25 protein-coding genes are annotated in these 14,033 nt (G+C 26.4%); all 25 read right to left on the bottom strand.

Features of this window, described 5'->3' with window-relative positions; translation table 11 throughout:
- Positions 1-7: 7 nt before the first annotated feature.
- Complete coding sequence (locus tag SLY_RS02920; RefSeq protein WP_041784339.1) at positions 8-241, bottom strand: hypothetical protein; 234 nt, start codon at positions 239-241, stop codon at positions 8-10.
- On the bottom strand, positions 234-674 hold the full coding sequence (locus SLY_RS02915) for a hypothetical protein (RefSeq protein ID WP_015638050.1): 441 nt from the start codon (positions 672-674) through the stop codon (positions 234-236). Before SLY_RS02915 ends, SLY_RS02920 begins: the two co-directional genes overlap by 8 nt.
- Positions 675-696: 22 nt before the next feature.
- Positions 697-906 carry a hypothetical protein gene (locus SLY_RS02910; RefSeq protein WP_200858685.1) on the bottom strand — a complete coding sequence of 70 codons (210 nt, stop codon included), beginning with the start codon at positions 904-906 and terminating at the stop codon, positions 697-699.
- 1 nt (position 907) lies between these two features.
- Positions 908-1,066: a hypothetical protein gene (locus tag SLY_RS05470; RefSeq protein ID WP_015638052.1), complete on the bottom strand. Its 159-nt coding sequence runs from the start codon at positions 1,064-1,066 to the stop codon at positions 908-910.
- Position 1,067: 1 nt separating this feature from the next.
- The gene (locus tag SLY_RS02905; RefSeq protein ID WP_015638053.1) at positions 1,068-1,697 is read right to left on the bottom strand and encodes an N-6 DNA methylase; all 630 of its coding nucleotides are present in this window, start codon (positions 1,695-1,697) and stop codon (positions 1,068-1,070) included.
- A 215-nt stretch (positions 1,698-1,912) separates the two neighbouring features.
- Entirely contained in the window at positions 1,913-2,083 is a 171-nt protein-coding gene (locus tag SLY_RS05425; protein WP_015638054.1) for a hypothetical protein, read from the bottom strand.
- Complete coding sequence (locus SLY_RS05915) at positions 2,055-2,123, bottom strand: DUF2963 domain-containing protein (protein ID WP_420893820.1); 69 nt, start codon at positions 2,121-2,123, stop codon at positions 2,055-2,057. The genes SLY_RS05425 and SLY_RS05915 overlap by 29 nt, the downstream gene beginning before the upstream one ends.
- A gap of 13 nt (positions 2,124-2,136) precedes the next feature.
- Positions 2,137-2,793 carry a DUF2963 domain-containing protein gene (locus SLY_RS05045; RefSeq protein ID WP_015638114.1) on the bottom strand — a complete coding sequence of 219 codons (657 nt, stop codon included), beginning with the start codon at positions 2,791-2,793 and terminating at the stop codon, positions 2,137-2,139.
- Between the two features lie 21 nt (positions 2,794-2,814).
- Positions 2,815-3,105 carry an HU family DNA-binding protein gene (locus SLY_RS02895; protein ID WP_041784538.1) on the bottom strand — a complete coding sequence of 97 codons (291 nt, stop codon included), beginning with the start codon at positions 3,103-3,105 and terminating at the stop codon, positions 2,815-2,817.
- Positions 3,106-3,127: 22 nt separating this feature from the next.
- Positions 3,128-4,189 (bottom strand): DUF2963 domain-containing protein, encoded by a 1,062-nt coding sequence (locus SLY_RS05040; RefSeq protein ID WP_015638112.1) that lies wholly within the window; start codon positions 4,187-4,189, stop codon positions 3,128-3,130.
- Between the two features lie 5 nt (positions 4,190-4,194).
- Positions 4,195-4,671, bottom strand: a complete 477-nt coding sequence (locus SLY_RS02880; protein ID WP_041784358.1) for a Panacea domain-containing protein — start codon at positions 4,669-4,671, stop codon at positions 4,195-4,197.
- Between the two features lie 26 nt (positions 4,672-4,697).
- Positions 4,698-5,243 (bottom strand): Panacea domain-containing protein, encoded by a 546-nt coding sequence (locus SLY_RS02875; RefSeq protein ID WP_015637724.1) that lies wholly within the window; start codon positions 5,241-5,243, stop codon positions 4,698-4,700.
- A gap of 64 nt (positions 5,244-5,307) precedes the next feature.
- Positions 5,308-6,120, bottom strand: coding sequence for a DNA adenine methylase (locus SLY_RS02870; RefSeq protein WP_015638110.1), 813 nt, complete (start codon positions 6,118-6,120; stop codon positions 5,308-5,310).
- Positions 6,095-6,298: a hypothetical protein gene (locus SLY_RS02865; RefSeq protein WP_041784269.1), complete on the bottom strand. Its 204-nt coding sequence runs from the start codon at positions 6,296-6,298 to the stop codon at positions 6,095-6,097. Before SLY_RS02865 ends, SLY_RS02870 begins: the two co-directional genes overlap by 26 nt.
- A 223-nt stretch (positions 6,299-6,521) precedes the next feature.
- On the bottom strand, positions 6,522-6,605 hold the full coding sequence (locus SLY_RS05295) for a DUF2963 domain-containing protein (RefSeq protein ID WP_148284457.1): 84 nt from the start codon (positions 6,603-6,605) through the stop codon (positions 6,522-6,524).
- A gap of 28 nt (positions 6,606-6,633) precedes the next feature.
- A complete protein-coding gene (gene tmk, locus SLY_RS02860; protein WP_015638061.1) occupies positions 6,634-7,272 on the bottom strand; it encodes a dTMP kinase in 639 nt (212 codons plus the stop codon).
- The gene (locus tag SLY_RS02855) at positions 7,262-7,894 is read right to left on the bottom strand and encodes a hypothetical protein (RefSeq protein WP_015638109.1); all 633 of its coding nucleotides are present in this window, start codon (positions 7,892-7,894) and stop codon (positions 7,262-7,264) included. The genes tmk and SLY_RS02855 overlap by 11 nt, the downstream gene beginning before the upstream one ends.
- Positions 7,895-7,917: 23 nt before the next feature.
- Entirely contained in the window at positions 7,918-9,204 is a 1,287-nt protein-coding gene (gene dnaB / locus SLY_RS02850; RefSeq protein ID WP_015638108.1) for a replicative DNA helicase, read from the bottom strand.
- A 265-nt stretch (positions 9,205-9,469) separates the two neighbouring features.
- A complete protein-coding gene (locus SLY_RS05745; RefSeq protein ID WP_015637942.1) occupies positions 9,470-9,601 on the bottom strand; it encodes a hypothetical protein in 132 nt (43 codons plus the stop codon).
- 17 nt (positions 9,602-9,618) lie between these two features.
- Positions 9,619-10,008 (bottom strand): Panacea domain-containing protein, encoded by a 390-nt coding sequence (locus SLY_RS02845; RefSeq protein WP_015638107.1) that lies wholly within the window; start codon positions 10,006-10,008, stop codon positions 9,619-9,621.
- Positions 10,009-10,152: 144 nt separating this feature from the next.
- Positions 10,153-11,409 (bottom strand): DNA cytosine methyltransferase, encoded by a 1,257-nt coding sequence (locus SLY_RS02840; protein WP_015638065.1) that lies wholly within the window; start codon positions 11,407-11,409, stop codon positions 10,153-10,155.
- A gap of 223 nt (positions 11,410-11,632) precedes the next feature.
- Entirely contained in the window at positions 11,633-12,100 is a 468-nt protein-coding gene (locus SLY_RS02835) for a Panacea domain-containing protein (RefSeq protein WP_041784353.1), read from the bottom strand.
- Positions 12,101-12,201: 101 nt separating this feature from the next.
- Positions 12,202-12,429, bottom strand: coding sequence for a DUF2963 domain-containing protein (locus tag SLY_RS02830; protein ID WP_015638105.1), 228 nt, complete (start codon positions 12,427-12,429; stop codon positions 12,202-12,204).
- 1 nt (position 12,430) lies between these two features.
- The gene (locus SLY_RS02825) at positions 12,431-13,084 is read right to left on the bottom strand and encodes a sigma-70 family RNA polymerase sigma factor (protein WP_015638104.1); all 654 of its coding nucleotides are present in this window, start codon (positions 13,082-13,084) and stop codon (positions 12,431-12,433) included.
- Positions 13,085-13,221: 137 nt separating this feature from the next.
- Positions 13,222-13,530 carry a hypothetical protein gene (locus tag SLY_RS02820; RefSeq protein WP_015638103.1) on the bottom strand — a complete coding sequence of 103 codons (309 nt, stop codon included), beginning with the start codon at positions 13,528-13,530 and terminating at the stop codon, positions 13,222-13,224.
- Between the last annotated feature and the right edge of the window lie 503 nt (positions 13,531-14,033).

The following is a 14,033-nucleotide window of genomic DNA, read 5'->3' as shown; positions in this document are numbered from 1 at the left end:
TTTTTTATTAATTATTTTTTTCTTTGTAATTTTCTAAATCATCCTTTTCTTTTGATTCATTATTTGGGTTTGGAATAATTGAAAACGAACTTTTAGTTTTGTTGTCTTTTTTTGGCTCATTTTTTTTATTGATTTCTGGCAATGGAAGAAAATTAAAAAAGATTTTTTTAATGATAAACATTAAAGCAGTTGTGAATAGGGCGCCAACAATAAATCCGATGGGGAAATTGAGATCATTCATTTTCATCCTCCTTCTTAATAATTGGGTTGATATTTTGCGATTTTAATTGTTTTTTTCTTGCTTTTTTCTCTTGCCAATGAGAAACTTTAACTCTTTGAACCATAATTTGGGATTGGAGTTTTTCTTGGTTTTCATTGATTTTATCTAATTTTTTTAATAATTGTTTTTCTAAGTATTCTTGTTTGGCATTTTGGATTTCTAATTTTTGTAGTTTTTTGTTGGGGAAAAAAATACCCAAAATTAAATCTTTGAAGAAATTTAAAGTGTTTGCAATTAATTTAAAAATTGGTTTGAACCCAGAAACAACAAGAATAGTAAAAAGAGTTGTTTGAATTCCATCCATTCTTCGTTCAAGGATTTCGGTAGTTGTAAATCCTTTAGAGTATTTTAGAATAAAATTGCTAATTGTTGCAAATATTGAAAAAATAAACATTATTTACCTGCTTTCTTAATTTTTATAATTTTTCTATTTCTTCTTCTAGTTCTTTCATAACTTTTCTTTGTTTTTTAAACGATTTCTTTTTGTTTTTAAAAGTTTTATTGGGGCGGTCTAAATTAAGCCATTTCCCTTTTGGTTGATTATATTTATTAGTTTTTTTCTTGGATTGGGAATTGCGGGATTTGAAATAAGTCCCATTAAATGCTTCTGACATGCCGTCGCTCATATTATTCATTCTCCTTATTATTTTTTTTATCAAGTTTTTCTATTAATTCATCTAGATTTTTATGTGTTTCATTGAATCGTTCTTGGGTTTGTTTTTTAGCATCATCAGCATTATCTTTGTGTTGTTTAATGTTTTTTCTTAATTGTTCTGAATTAGACATTTTAAATCATTGCTCCTCTACAAAAATAATGCGGTTTTAAATTATTAACATTAAAAATTAAAATTTCTGAATGAAAAACAACATTTTCAAAAACATCTTTGGGAAGACTAATAATAGAAGAGATTTCGGGATATTCTTGATTTACAAATTTTTGTAATCGTTTGCTATTTAGTGATTGATTAAGTCTAAAACCATAAGGTGTGAATAAAACAATTGGAATATCTTTGCCAAAAATTTCAATTATTTTTTTTAACCACAACTCAGGCAATAATGGACGACCACCATATTTTTCCTTAACATAACTTTTATTTTTAAAATCTAAATTAAAAGGTGGGTTTGTTATTACCAAAGATATTTTTTGTTTCTTTAAATCTTTTTGACTTAATTCTAAAAAATTTTTATTAATTAAATTAGGAAAAGAAGTTTTTTCTATATCAACCCCCAAAACATCAAAACCTTTTTCTTTCCAAGGCAATAATAAAGATCCTTCGCCAACGCAGGGGTCAAAAATCAAACGTGGTTTGATTTGAGGTGATAAAATATCATATAGAAATTGCGATACCCAACTAGGAGTATAAATAGTAGATTTTTTTTCATTTTTGAAAAAATTATTTCTATCAACTCGATACATTTTTTATTATTCCTTTTCTATTCATTTTTTTATACTTTTTCTTCATTATAGATAAATGTTCGTTAATATATTTATTAAATTAATATATAAAATTATTATAATTTGGGAATTGATACTCTCTTCAATTACTTGACGAGTTAATAAATAAGTAGCGAATATTGACAGAAAAATAATAATTATATGAAAAAATGTTTTAAAGTGTTTTCCTAGTTCTTTCATTTTTTTTGCCTACTTTCTTCTCTAATTGTTTTTTTTAATTTACCATTTTGTAATTTTAAAATTAACAATTGTTTTTTTATTTCGTCATCTTGGTTTTTATTTGAAACAGAAACATCGGGTTTTGGTTTTGGGATTAAATTAAGTAAAAGACTCGACAATACAGGCAATTGTTTTTCCGTCGGAGTTGTAATGGGTTTCTTTGGTTATTTTTCCTTCGGAATTAAAAAGTTTTTTCTTCTTTAATTGTTCCGTCGGAGTTGTAATAAGTTTCTTTGATTGGTTCCTCTGTTATGGGGTCATAATCAGTAATATAATCTATTGTTTTGCCATCTTTGTAATATTTGGTATATTTGGTTTCATTGCCTGTTTGGGGGTCGTATTCTTGGATGACATAAATTGTTTTGCCATCTTTGTAATATTTGGTATATTTGGTTTCATTGCCTGTTTGGGGGTCATATTCATGGATATAATTAATTCTTTCGCCATCTTTGTAATATTGGGTATATTGGATTGTATTACCTGTTTGGGGGTCAATTTCTATGATGTAATCAAGTGTTCCATCAGGGCGATATTTAGGTCCTTTTTTAGGTTTTTCATTTTCGTCGTTAGATGTTATTTCATCTATTTCTTTTTCAAGTTTTTCTATTAAATCATCTAGATTTTTATGTGTTTCATTGAATCGTTCTTGGGTTTGGTTTGTTTCAGCCGCCTTTCTTTCAGCTTCTGTTTGAGCTTGGTGACGCAAAGCTTCGCTTCCGCCTGCTTGTGGGTCTTGTGTTCTATTGGCGTTGAATAATCTATAACTTATAAAAATCATTCCCAATAAAGCTAAAATAGCAAAAACTCGGCTTAATTTAGAAGGATTATTTTTTGTCATTTTTTTTGCCTACTTTCTTTTTTAATCTAATTCAATGTTTTTGACTTTATCTTTAAGGTTTGATGATATTTTAAAAGTCACAGCCGTTTTAGCAGGGATTTTTATTTTTTTACCTGTTTTGGGGTTTCTTCCTAAACGAGCTTGTCGGGTTTTTAAAACAAATCTTCCAAGTTGGGGTGACAAAACTACCTCTTCGTTGGAAGTTATTGCTTCAATTAAGGTGTTTTCAAAGGAATTGTAAAATTTCTCAGTTTGGGTAACTGAATTTTTAGTTACTTTTGCAAGTGTTGTAATTAATTCTTTTTTAGTCATTTTTAGTGTCTCCTTTTTTTGTTTATATTTTTTTATTGATTGTTCCATCGGAGTTGTAGTAAGTTCTTTTAAACAATTTACCATTAGGATGGTGTTTGTATATAAAAGCTATTCTTTTGCGATCGAAGGAAAAACCAGTTGTTTTAATTAATTTGTTTGTTTTGGGATGGTACTTAAATTCTGTAATATAGTCAATTGTTTCACCATCTTCTCGATAATTAGTAAATTTAATTAATTTACTTATTTGGGGGTTGTATTTTCTGATGTAATCAATTGTTTCGCCATCGCCAAGATAAAAAATTTCTGTGGTTAATTTACCATCAGAATTGTAATAGGTTTCTTTGGTTGGTTCCTCTGTTTCAGGGTGGTATTCGGTGATGGATAAAATTGTTTCACCATCTGAGTAGTATTCGTTCCATTTGGTTTTATTGCCTGTTTGAGGGTTGTATTCGGTAATATAATCTATTGTTTTGCCATCTTCTTGGTATTGAGTTTCTTTGATTGGTTCTTCTGTTTCAGGATCATATTCAGTAATAAATTCAATTGTTTTTCCATCGGAATAGTATTGGGTTTGTTTGGTTAATTTACCATCTGAATTATAATTTGTTTGTTTAATTACTTCTTCTGTTTCAGGGTTGTATTCTTGGATGACATATATTGTTTTGCCGTCGGAGTTGTAATAGGTTTTTTTGGTTAATTTACCATCTGGGCTATATTCAACAACAGATTTCTTTGTTTTGCCATCAGTTCTGTATAAAGTTTGTTTGGTTAATTTACCTGTTTGAGGGTTGTATTCGTTGGTGTAATCAATTGTTTTTCCGTCGTCGTCGTATTTGGTGTGTTTGATTAATTCTTCTGTTTGGGGGTTGTATTCGGTGATGTAATTAATTGTTTTTCCGTCGGAGTTGTAATAGGTTTTTTTGGTTAATTTACCATCTGGGTTATATTCAACAACAGATTTCTTTGTTTTGCCATCAGTTCTGTATAAAGTTTGTTTGGTTAATTTACCTGTTTGGGGGTTGTATTCGTTGGTGTAATCAATTGTTTTTCCGTCAAGGTAATAAAAAGTTTTTTGATAATTCATATTATTTATGCTCCTATATTTTTATTGTTTTCAGAGAAATATTCTAAAATGTCTTTGTTTTTAATAATCTTTTTAGACCAACCAGAATCATAATCTTTGTAATAACTTTTTATCCATGGGTGCTCCATGTGAGTTTGAGAAGATAAATCATTAGGTGATGCATCGCCGTATAACCAAATCATAAAATCAAGGATTTGTTTTTGAGTTGCATTTATTTTAGTTATATCTCCCATTGCTAAAACTTCGGGATTTATTGGTTGATAAGTAAAATCTTTTAATTGCTTGCATAATTCAGGAAAGACAGGACCATAAATCCAGGCTTGTATTTGCTCTTTTAAAAGAGGTTTTTTGGTTTGTACTAGATGTTTGGCATGAGCGTAATAAATCATTTTATTCAGTTTCATTTTAGTAGTTGAAGAAGGGTTGTTTTTGACGATATAAAGGGCAACGTCAAAAACGTTAATTTGTTTTGTTTGGTTCATTTTATTTATTTTCCTTTTTGATTTTTTTACCACCAGTCTTTACCGAAAATACCAAATTTTTTATTAAAATTTTGTTTTAATTCATCTTGGTGGATTGTTTCTAAAAGTTTATGATTTGAAAAAAAGTTTTTTAAATCTTCATCTGAAATTGTGCTGTTGTTGTTTTTGTAACGATAATAATGGTATGTTTCGTCCTGTGGGGATTGTTGGTGAGAAATATTAGCTAATTCCTTCCCAGTTTTATCTTTGCATAACAACAAAACTTCATCAATGTTTTTCTTTCTTTTTTCGTCGGTTATTATTTTTTGACTTCTCCCATCACATAATGGTTTTACAATCGATTTTTCAAAATAATCTTTTAAAACAACATATAATTCTCCAAAAATAGGTCCATATTTCCAGGCTTTTGGATGCTCTAAAATTAATCTTTTTTTGTATTCAATTAAATATTTTACATAAGAAAAATAAATTAATTTGTGTAGCTTCATGTGAGTTAAATTTTGGTTGTTGTTTTTAAATTTTATAATAATATAATTTGCAACATCAAAAACATTAATAGATTCTTTTTTCATAATTATTTTTCTCCTTTAATTAAAATATTTATTTGTTGATTAAAATTTTGATTATTTGTTCTTTTTAATAATTTTTAATAATAACTTCTTGCGATATCCCTTTTGAAGTTAAATTGTGTTTTGTAGTGGTTTGAATGGGTTGAATGTGAAATTTTTTAAACAATTCAGTTATTTTTGACGAATTATAATTTGTATACAACCACTTTACCTTGCGATAATTTGCCATCTCTAAACTTTTATAAAGTCTTTTGTGATCTTCAAATGTGAAAGGTTTTTGATAAAAGACTTTATCTTTAATCCCTTCACGCCAATACGGAGGATCAACAAATATAAAATCGTTGCTTTGGGTTTGGTTAATGACACTTTCAAAATCGCCATTTAACAATTTTATATTCTTAACATTGGTTTTTATTCTTTGTATTTCTAATAAATCAATTATAGGGTTTTTGAAACGAGATGAAAAACGGTATCCTAAATAAATAGTTCCGTCGGATCGATATCGGAAAATGCCCCGAAAAGCATATTTCAATAAAACGTAAAAAAGGGCACTTTTATAAGCACCCAAATTACTTTTATTAAATTTTTCTACCAAATGTTTAAATGATTCTTTTTGCGTCTTTTGATCTTTATTTACATATATTTTGTCTTTAAATTTACGCACATAATCGCAAAACAATTCTGGTTGTGCCAACATATCTTTCCAAAGTTGTATTAAATTGATATCATTATCGTTCAAGGTGACAGTTGAGGGAGTAAGAGATTGGAATAAAGCCCCACTTCCTAAAAAGGGTTCATAATAATTGTTATAATTTGTTGGAATATATTTTAATAATTGAGGCAACATTTTCTTTTTACTGCCTATCCATGGTATTTTCATTATTAAACTCCTTTACCCAAATATAAATCAAAAAGACAACATCAGAAACAAGACTAATAGCTGTATTTGCTTTGATTCCTAAATTAAAATCAAAAAATAAGGTCATTAGATTTGTTATGATAAATCCTAAATATGTTATACTTAACAATATTAAAATGTGTTTGGGAGTTAAAATCATTTTTATTCTCCTTTATTTATTTGAATTATTTTTTTACTAATTAAAGTTTTAATAATTTTATAAAAATGTTGTTGATATCCTAAGAATCAATAAAATAAATTCATCTGAAAAAATATAATCAATTATTTTATCCACAAAATGAGAGATAAAAAATGACAAATAAACAAGTCCAAAATATGACACTCATAACACTTTCTCCTTTCTAATTTTCAATGTATTTGTTTCATTTACTTTTTTTAGCGTTATATTCATTAATAAATTCAATTGTTTTACCATCGTCGTCGTAAAAAGTTTTTTGATAATTCATAATTATTTTTCTCCTTTAATTAAAATATTTATTTGTTGATTAAAATTTTCATTATTTGGGCTAAATTTTCTTTTTGCGAGTTGGTTGCGTTAATCATAAAATAATTACAATTTTTGTGGTTGCAATTTGCATCATTACAGTATTTATGTTGGTTTAAATAATGTTTGCGGACATTTTCAAAATAATTTAAGGGTTTTTGTTCAATGAGGTCTAATTTATGATTTGTTTGGGTTTGTTTTCGTTGTATCCCAATTTGAGGGTCAATATCTAGGTAAAAAGTTAATTTAGGTTTAATTAAGAAATGATTGATAATTTTTGAAGTAATTTTATCATCATAATCTATGTAATTGCCTTTGCTTTGATATGCGAAAGTGGAATCATACCAACGGTCAACTATAACAAGATAACCACTTAATAAAGCAGGGATTATTAATTCATCTTGAGTTTGCATCATATTGGCAAGGCTTAATAAATATTTAGTTTTAGGGCTTATTTTGGATTGATGTAAAAATAAATTTCTGATTTCTTTTCCAACGATGGAACTGCCTAAACCTTGAAAAACTTTGATTTGATAGCCTTTATTTTCAAAATATTTTTTTAATTCATTAATTAAAGTAGTTTTGCCACTTCCGTCAACACCTTCAAAACTAATTAATTTATTTGTCATTAGGGTGAACCATCTTTTTAATTAAATTAATAGGTGAAAAGGGAATGAATTGGTTGGTTAGTAAGTTTTGTAAAAAGAGATTAGCTGAATTGGAAAATAAATTGATTACTTTGTTAATTGATTGTACTTTACCATTTTTAATTTTATTATTTAATCTTTGAGTTTCGGATTCATCATTTGTTAACAAATAAAACCCAAAACGAGTGTCTAGTTTTTTTAGTTGTTGTCCTTCTACTATTGATTGTTTGTATCTATCTCTAAGGCAAGTTTTGAAATTGAAAGCAATGATGCGTTTAGTTTTGGTAAACAACACTAAATCAAATTTGATATCGGGGATGAAAAATAAACATGATTGAGGGTATAAATATTTAATTCCTTTTTGATTTAGATAAAGCAAAATTAAGTATTCGTTAATTTTACCTCTAATTGATTTTTGACTTTGGGAGTTGTGTTGGTTGTTGGTTAAATATGCATTGAGTATATTATGACAATCAAACATATACTGATTAAAAACTTTGTTGAAAAAAATTGGTTGAACTATTTGTTTGGTGATGTTAACGCACAAAGATTTATGATTAAAAACGTTAATATTTTCAAAATCTAGATTAGTTAATTTTTTCATTTTTTTCTTTCCTTTTTTTATTCTTATTCTTTTGCTTCAAATCTTTGGATTTCTTGAAAAAAATTAAAATTACATTCGCCCTTTTGACCGCTACGGTTTTTGGCAATAATTAAATTCGTATGTGGGTTGTTATCAGGTTTTTGCCAATAACTTTCGCGGTGTAATAACATCACAATATCAGCGTCTTGTTCTATCGATCCTGAGTCTCTTAAATCGGATAAAACAGGCCTTTTGTCTACTCTTTTTTCAATATCCCTTGAAAATTGAGATAAAGCTACAATTGGAATATTAAGTTCACTTGCTAGGTTTTTTAATTTGCGTGAAATTTCAGATATTGCTTGGTATATATTAAAACTTTGGTCGTCTTTTAATAAATGGAGATAATCAATAAAGACAATATCAAGTCCTTCATTATATTTCATTTGACGGCATTTGGTTTCAATATCTTTAATTTTGTTATTTCTATCATCATCGATTAAAATGTTTAATTGCGTGATTTCGTCATCAGCGATAAGTAACTGTAATTTTTCATCTTTATTTATTTTTTTGTGTAGGAGTTGTTTTAAAGGGATTTTAGAAGCAGAAGAAAGTAGCCTAAATGCTAATTGTTCCGCTGCCATCTCTAAACTAAAAATAACTGCTTTTTGGTTTTCTGGGTTGCTAGTAAAGTTTTTTGCAATATTACAAGCCAAATTTAACATAAAAGCAGTTTTTCCCATCCCAGTTTTTGCTCCTAAGATAATTAATTCCTTTGGTTTGAAACCAGAAATTAATTCATCTAGATTTTTAAAGCCTGTTTTTATTCCTATAAATTGGTTGGGGTTGTCATCATTAAAAATACTTTGGCAAACATAAGGACTTAACATTTTTATAGACACGAAGGGAGATTTAGTTTTTTGCATAAAACTTTCTACTTGGTTTTTGACTGCTTGCAAATAATTGTGAATATTTTTAGTTTTTGATAATGCGGTTGGTAATTGTTTGATTAATCCTAACACATCTCTTTTAAGGGCATTTTCTGTAATTAAATCAATGTATGTTTTTAAATATTCACTTGCAGGGGTCATCTCCACTAATTCAATTAAATAATCAGTCCATTTAGTTTTGTATAAATTGTTAGTTTCTAAAACAGAACCCACCGTAACATAATCAATTTCGCGATTTTGTATTTTTAGTTGTTTCATTGCCTCAAAGATATAACGATGTTTGGGGTTGGAAAAATTGTTTGTGTTGACTGAATTTATAACAGCATCCATTTTTTCTGGTTTTAATAATAGTGTCCCTAATAATGCGCGTTCGGCTTCAATCATCTTTCAAACTCCTTTTTTTTGATTTGGGTTATTTATTCATTTATGTTATTATATTTGCTTTGTTTTTGTATTTTTAAATCCTTTTTGATTTTAGATTTTTTGCATAAAAAAAGACTCTCGATTAGAAGAGTCTAAGGGTTGCAAGAAAGAATATTTTAGTTAATTTTTACTTGTTAATTTAATGGTTTAAGAGATAAAAAAGAATAAATAATAGTTAAAATATTATTTTAAAATCTATTCTTTAGGATTACCAATTCCTATAAAATTACAAAAATAATTTTTGTTCTAAATCATTTAAAATTTGTTGGTAATTACAAGTTAAATTTCTTGTTTTAGATAAATATAAAATAATGTTTTTTGTTTCGCAAAATTGAAATATAACTTTTTGAGTTGACATTTCTTTTATTATTTTTGTTATATTAGATGTTTTTTAGATAAATAACATTGTTTTAATGTTGAATCTAAAATAGAGTTTTGTGAAACATCTTTCTTTTTATAACTTATTTTATAAGGACCATTTTCTTTATGAATAAAATTATATATTTGTCTTAATGTTTTAGAACCATGTTTTTTTAAAATGCTATTCATTATTTGGATATGTTCTTTGGTAAATTTATTTTCATCGTATTTTTGAGAAAATGTTATTGTTTTATCAAATTTGGTGGGATATTTAATTTGTTCTAAATATAAAGGCAATGAAATAGGACCTTCTTCCCAAGCCTCAAAATCATTTTCAAACATAGGAATGTTGTATTTAAGTAAATATTTACAATATGTCAAAAATACTATTTTTTGGATTTTCATACGAGTAAAATCATCTTTGTTTTGGTGTTTTACTAAATAAATTGCAACATCTAGAATATCTATTTTATTAGATCGATATTTAATAAACGAGCAAAATTTTTTTTAAAATTATCATCTTTTAGAATTAAATCCGTTAATTTGTTTTCATTCACTTTTTACCTCTTTTAAAAATTTTTTTATTTTTTTAGCAATAGCATTAGATAGTAAAATAGGTACTGCGTTACCTATTTGTTCACACCTATTTGAATGGCTCCCATAAAATTTATAATTTAATGGAAATCCACTTAAAGCAGCGGCTTCTCTTATTGTGATGCTTCTATTCAACCAAGGATGGATAGGTAAAGCACTATGTCCTGGAACCAAAGTGCCGCATGGTTTGTGTCTAGATAATCTAGTAGCACTTCCACGAGAATAAAAACTACTAATTTTAAGTTCATTTGGTAATTGGTCAATAATATGAGAAATATTTTTTCCCTCAGGGATAAAACCAAATCTTTTAATAGTTTTGGGATTGTGTGACATCGGTATATTATCTAAATCATCTAAATTATTATAATCAATGGTTTTGAAAACATCTTCTACAGTAGTATAAGGGAGTAAATTATCACAAAAACTCATTCCATTAATATTCCCTAATGGATTATCTTTTTGAAAATGAGTGATTTTAGGAAAGGTAAAAATTTTTTTTATTTCTTTTTTAACTGCTACTATAATAGCTCTATTTCTAGCAGTAGCTGCACCATACCAAGCTGAATTTAATACTTGATGGTAAACTTTATAACCCATTTTATCGTATTTATTTTTAATATCATCAAATACAGAAATTAAAACTTGTTGTTTTTCTAATTTTTTTAATAAATCATTTTTTTGTTTTTTTAATTCCAAAAGACGTTTATTTTCTAATTCATGAGATAAATTCTTTTTTCTTTTGCTACCTTTTTTGGCTTGAAGTTGAGCGTATTCTTGCCAAATATCATCAATTTCTTTTTCAAATTGAGGAATCAATTCCTTTTTTAAGATTTTAGTAGTTAAAAAAGTAGGAACATTTTCAATAATAGAAATTGTAGGTTTTAAATGGTTAACAAATTCTAATTGTTTTAAATATAAATAATTTCTTTTATCGGTGGGTTTTCTTTGACCTGCTAAACTAAATCCTTTGCAAACAATACCACCAAATAAAACATCAACATTTATAATTGAGATTTTATTAATTGAGATATCATTAATATCTCTTGGGTCTATATAACATTTTTTTTCTAATAAAGGAAAATTTAATTTCAAAGTTTGAATACAATTGGGTTCAAATTCATTAATATAAACGCTTACGAAACCATTATTAATAAACCCTAAATGAGAACCGCCAGCACCAGCAAAAGTTTCAGCAATAGTATTTTTATTCATATTATATTCTCGCTTTTAATTCATTAATTAAAAAATCTAAACCTTTGACATTTTTGATGTTTAAAAATGTATCAAAAGAAGTTGCATTTTTCATTTTTTAAACTACTTTCTTTTTTTAATTATTATATTATTTTTTTACAAATTAAAATATGAATTTTAACATAAAATCGGTTTTGCTCCTATTAGGTTGCATAGTTATTTGCTCCTTTATTGTGTTATAAAATTATACTTTTCTATTTCTTTGAGAATAATAATTTTGAATAAGTTTATCAGGAATATTATTTAAAGCAAAATATTGCGATATATAACTTCTTTCCCAAGGAGAATTTGGTCTATGTGTTATATTTACTAATTCGGTAGCTGTTTTAGGACCATATTTTTCTATAACATAATCCATAATTTCTTTTTCTTGTTGGGAAAAAATGTTTTGATCATAATTTTCTTTAATTTTTTGTTGATAATTTAATGGTTTTTTGTCTTTTGGTAAATTAGTATATAATTTAGGTGAAACTGGACCATAAGCCCAAGATTCAAAATCATTATTAAACATAGATTGGTTAGTATCTATTAAATTTTTAGCATATACAAAAAAAACTAATTTTTGAAGTTTTAAAGGTGTATAATCATTTTTATTTTGGTGGTTTATTAAGTAAGTAGCTACATCTAGAATATCTATTTTATGAGTTTGCATAGTTATCAACTCCTTTATTGTGTTATAAAATTATACTTTTCTATTTACTAATTCGGTATAAAAAATACCCCTTCAAAAAAGGGGTTTAGTTTATATATTAATTAAAAAGTTTTTTCTTCTTTAATTGTTCCGTCAGAATTGTAGTAGGTTTCTTTGATTGGTTCTTCTGTTTCAGGATCATATTCAGTAATAAAGTCAATTGTTTTGCCATCTTTATTAAACCAGGTTGTTTTAATAAAATTCAATGTATCGGGATCATGTTCGTTAATGGCGCAAATTGTTTTACCATCAATATTGTAGTAAGTAGTTGTATTTTTTTTACAATTCATATTATTTATTTCTTTCTTTATATATTTTTTGTAATTTAGTAATTGCTTCGTTTTTGATAATCACTACTTGCCTTGAAGATAATTTTAACATTTTTCCTATATTTTTGTTGGAATACTCAATTTGAGGTTCTTCATTAACGTTTCCCAAAGGAATCCCAAAACTTAATCTAATAATGTCAAATTCTTGGGGATTTAAAATATTTTTAAGGTTTTTTAAGAATAATTCATGATTAGTTTGGTTTAGCCATAGTTGATGGGGGTTGAGGATTGTGCTCCACTTGGGTTGCGTTGCTTCTTCCCATTCTTCTAAAGGAATATTACTTGTTTGTTTTTCTTTCCGAAAATCCTCTCTGGACATGGAAGTGGTTTGTAGGCCTCTGATAAGTTTTGTAATTTCACCTTTAATTGTTTTGGTAGCATAGGCAATAAAACCATAACCTAAATCTTCATAATCATCTAAAGCTTTAATTAAACCTAAAATTCCTTCTTGGTATAAATCCTCTCTTTGGAGTGATTTAGGGAAATATGTAAATTGTTTAACTATGTTTTTTACTAATGAAAAAGGTTCTTTTAAATGCATTTCAATCAATTGATCGCGAATTGCTAAATTCTTTTTATTTTTTAAAAAATCTTTAAATAATTTTTGTCTTAACATTTTATTCCTTCCTAAAAATATTTTTTGAAAAGATATGAAATTATTTTTTTAGTCTTGAAAAGAAAAAAAGACTAACTATTAAGTTAATCTTAAAGAATTTTTAAAAAGTAAAAAGTTGTCCAAAGTTTTGGAACACCTCAATTATTATTATCGATTAATTCCTTAATGTCTGTAACAATTTGTTCTTCAGGTGGTGGTGAAAAAGGTTTTGTTTGACTTTGGGGTGGTTTTGGATTTCTTGGGTTGGTTTCAAAATAATTTGCAACAATATTTTTTTGTTCTGTATTTTGAGAATTAAAGTAAAAATAAAGAATAAATAAGAAAGAAAAAAGCAAAAAAACAAATAAAACAACAATTTGTTTATAATTAAATTTTGTTTGCAATCTACCATTTGCAATGTTTTTTTTGAGGCAAGTTTGGTTGGATGTAGATTTTTTTAATCCCATATTTTATCTTCCTCTTTTGATTGTTTTATAATAATCACAAAAAAATAAAACTACTTATTAATTTTTTATTATATCATCAAAAAAACTTTTTTACTCTTCAAAATTCTATTATTTTTTGGATTTCTTTTGTTCTTTATTTTATTGATAATTTTATAATAAAAAAATTTATTTTTAAATTAAAAATTCATAATTTTTTTTATGCCCGTTATTCCAAAAAACTATTAAATATTTTTGAAGGATTAGGAAGAAAAAAATTTTACAGTTTTTTTAAAATAACTAGAAAAAAGTATGATAATTTTTCCAGTTTTTCTGGGGTATTCCAAAACTTATAAACATTTTCCAGTTTAATTAATTTCGTTAGTTTTATAAAAATAAAATTATTTATTTTTTATCTTTAAAAAATATTTTTCAAAACAAAAAAAGTATTTAAAAAAACGTAACAATCTGGCGTACTCTTCCAAAAGTTAGACACTTTAGCTTCCTTCTTTAAAACTAAAATAATT

Source organism: Strawberry lethal yellows phytoplasma (CPA) str. NZSb11, from assembly GCF_000397185.1.
Lineage (GTDB): Bacteria > Bacillota_I > Bacilli_A > Acholeplasmatales > Acholeplasmataceae > Phytoplasma > Phytoplasma australiense.
The sequence above is the reverse complement of the archived record's forward strand: the minus strand, read 5'-3'. Positions and strand labels throughout refer to the sequence as shown.

Bases quoted from the DNA above. Each gene is read 5' to 3' on its own strand.
- SLY_RS02895 (WP_041784538.1), bottom strand. From the start codon at position 3,105: ATGACTAAAAAAGAATTAATTACAACACTTGCAAAAGTAACTAAAAAT.
- SLY_RS02840 (WP_015638065.1), bottom strand. From the start codon at position 11,409: ATGAATAAAAATACTATTGCTGAAACTTTTGCTGGTGCTGGCGGTTCT.
- SLY_RS05040 (WP_015638112.1), bottom strand. From the start codon at position 4,189: ATGAATTATCAAAAAACTTTTTATTACCTTGACGGAAAAACAATTGAT.
- SLY_RS02830 (WP_015638105.1), bottom strand. From the start codon at position 12,429: ATGAATTGTAAAAAAAATACAACTACTTACTACAATATTGATGGTAAA.
- SLY_RS02820 (WP_015638103.1), bottom strand. From the start codon at position 13,530: ATGGGATTAAAAAAATCTACATCCAACCAAACTTGCCTCAAAAAAAAC.
- SLY_RS02825 (WP_015638104.1), bottom strand. From the start codon at position 13,084: ATGTTAAGACAAAAATTATTTAAAGATTTTTTAAAAAATAAAAAGAAT.
- SLY_RS05045 (WP_015638114.1), bottom strand. From the start codon at position 2,793: ATGACAAAAAATAATCCTTCTAAATTAAGCCGAGTTTTTGCTATTTTA.
- tmk (WP_015638061.1), bottom strand. From the start codon at position 7,272: ATGACAAATAAATTAATTAGTTTTGAAGGTGTTGACGGAAGTGGCAAA.
- SLY_RS02845 (WP_015638107.1), bottom strand. From the start codon at position 10,008: ATGAAAATCCAAAAAATAGTATTTTTGACATATTGTAAATATTTACTT.
- SLY_RS02855 (WP_015638109.1), bottom strand. From the start codon at position 7,894: ATGAAAAAATTAACTAATCTAGATTTTGAAAATATTAACGTTTTTAAT.
- SLY_RS02920 (WP_041784339.1), bottom strand. From the start codon at position 241: ATGAATGATCTCAATTTCCCCATCGGATTTATTGTTGGCGCCCTATTC.
- dnaB (WP_015638108.1), bottom strand. From the start codon at position 9,204: ATGATTGAAGCCGAACGCGCATTATTAGGGACACTATTATTAAAACCA.
- SLY_RS05745 (WP_015637942.1), bottom strand. From the start codon at position 9,601: ATGTCAACTCAAAAAGTTATATTTCAATTTTGCGAAACAAAAAACATT.
- SLY_RS02870 (WP_015638110.1), bottom strand. From the start codon at position 6,120: ATGAAAATACCATGGATAGGCAGTAAAAAGAAAATGTTGCCTCAATTA.
- SLY_RS02880 (WP_041784358.1), bottom strand. From the start codon at position 4,671: ATGAACCAAACAAAACAAATTAACGTTTTTGACGTTGCCCTTTATATC.
- SLY_RS02865 (WP_041784269.1), bottom strand. From the start codon at position 6,298: ATGATTTTAACTCCCAAACACATTTTAATATTGTTAAGTATAACATAT.
- SLY_RS05470 (WP_015638052.1), bottom strand. From the start codon at position 1,066: ATGTCTAATTCAGAACAATTAAGAAAAAACATTAAACAACACAAAGAT.
- SLY_RS02905 (WP_015638053.1), bottom strand. From the start codon at position 1,697: ATGTATCGAGTTGATAGAAATAATTTTTTCAAAAATGAAAAAAAATCT.
- SLY_RS05295 (WP_148284457.1), bottom strand. From the start codon at position 6,605: ATGAATTATCAAAAAACTTTTTACGACGACGATGGTAAAACAATTGAA.
- SLY_RS02910 (WP_200858685.1), bottom strand. From the start codon at position 906: ATGAGCGACGGCATGTCAGAAGCATTTAATGGGACTTATTTCAAATCC.
- SLY_RS02915 (WP_015638050.1), bottom strand. From the start codon at position 674: ATGTTTATTTTTTCAATATTTGCAACAATTAGCAATTTTATTCTAAAA.
- SLY_RS02835 (WP_041784353.1), bottom strand. From the start codon at position 12,100: ATGCAAACTCATAAAATAGATATTCTAGATGTAGCTACTTACTTAATA.
- SLY_RS02875 (WP_015637724.1), bottom strand. From the start codon at position 5,243: ATGAAAAAAGAATCTATTAATGTTTTTGATGTTGCAAATTATATTATT.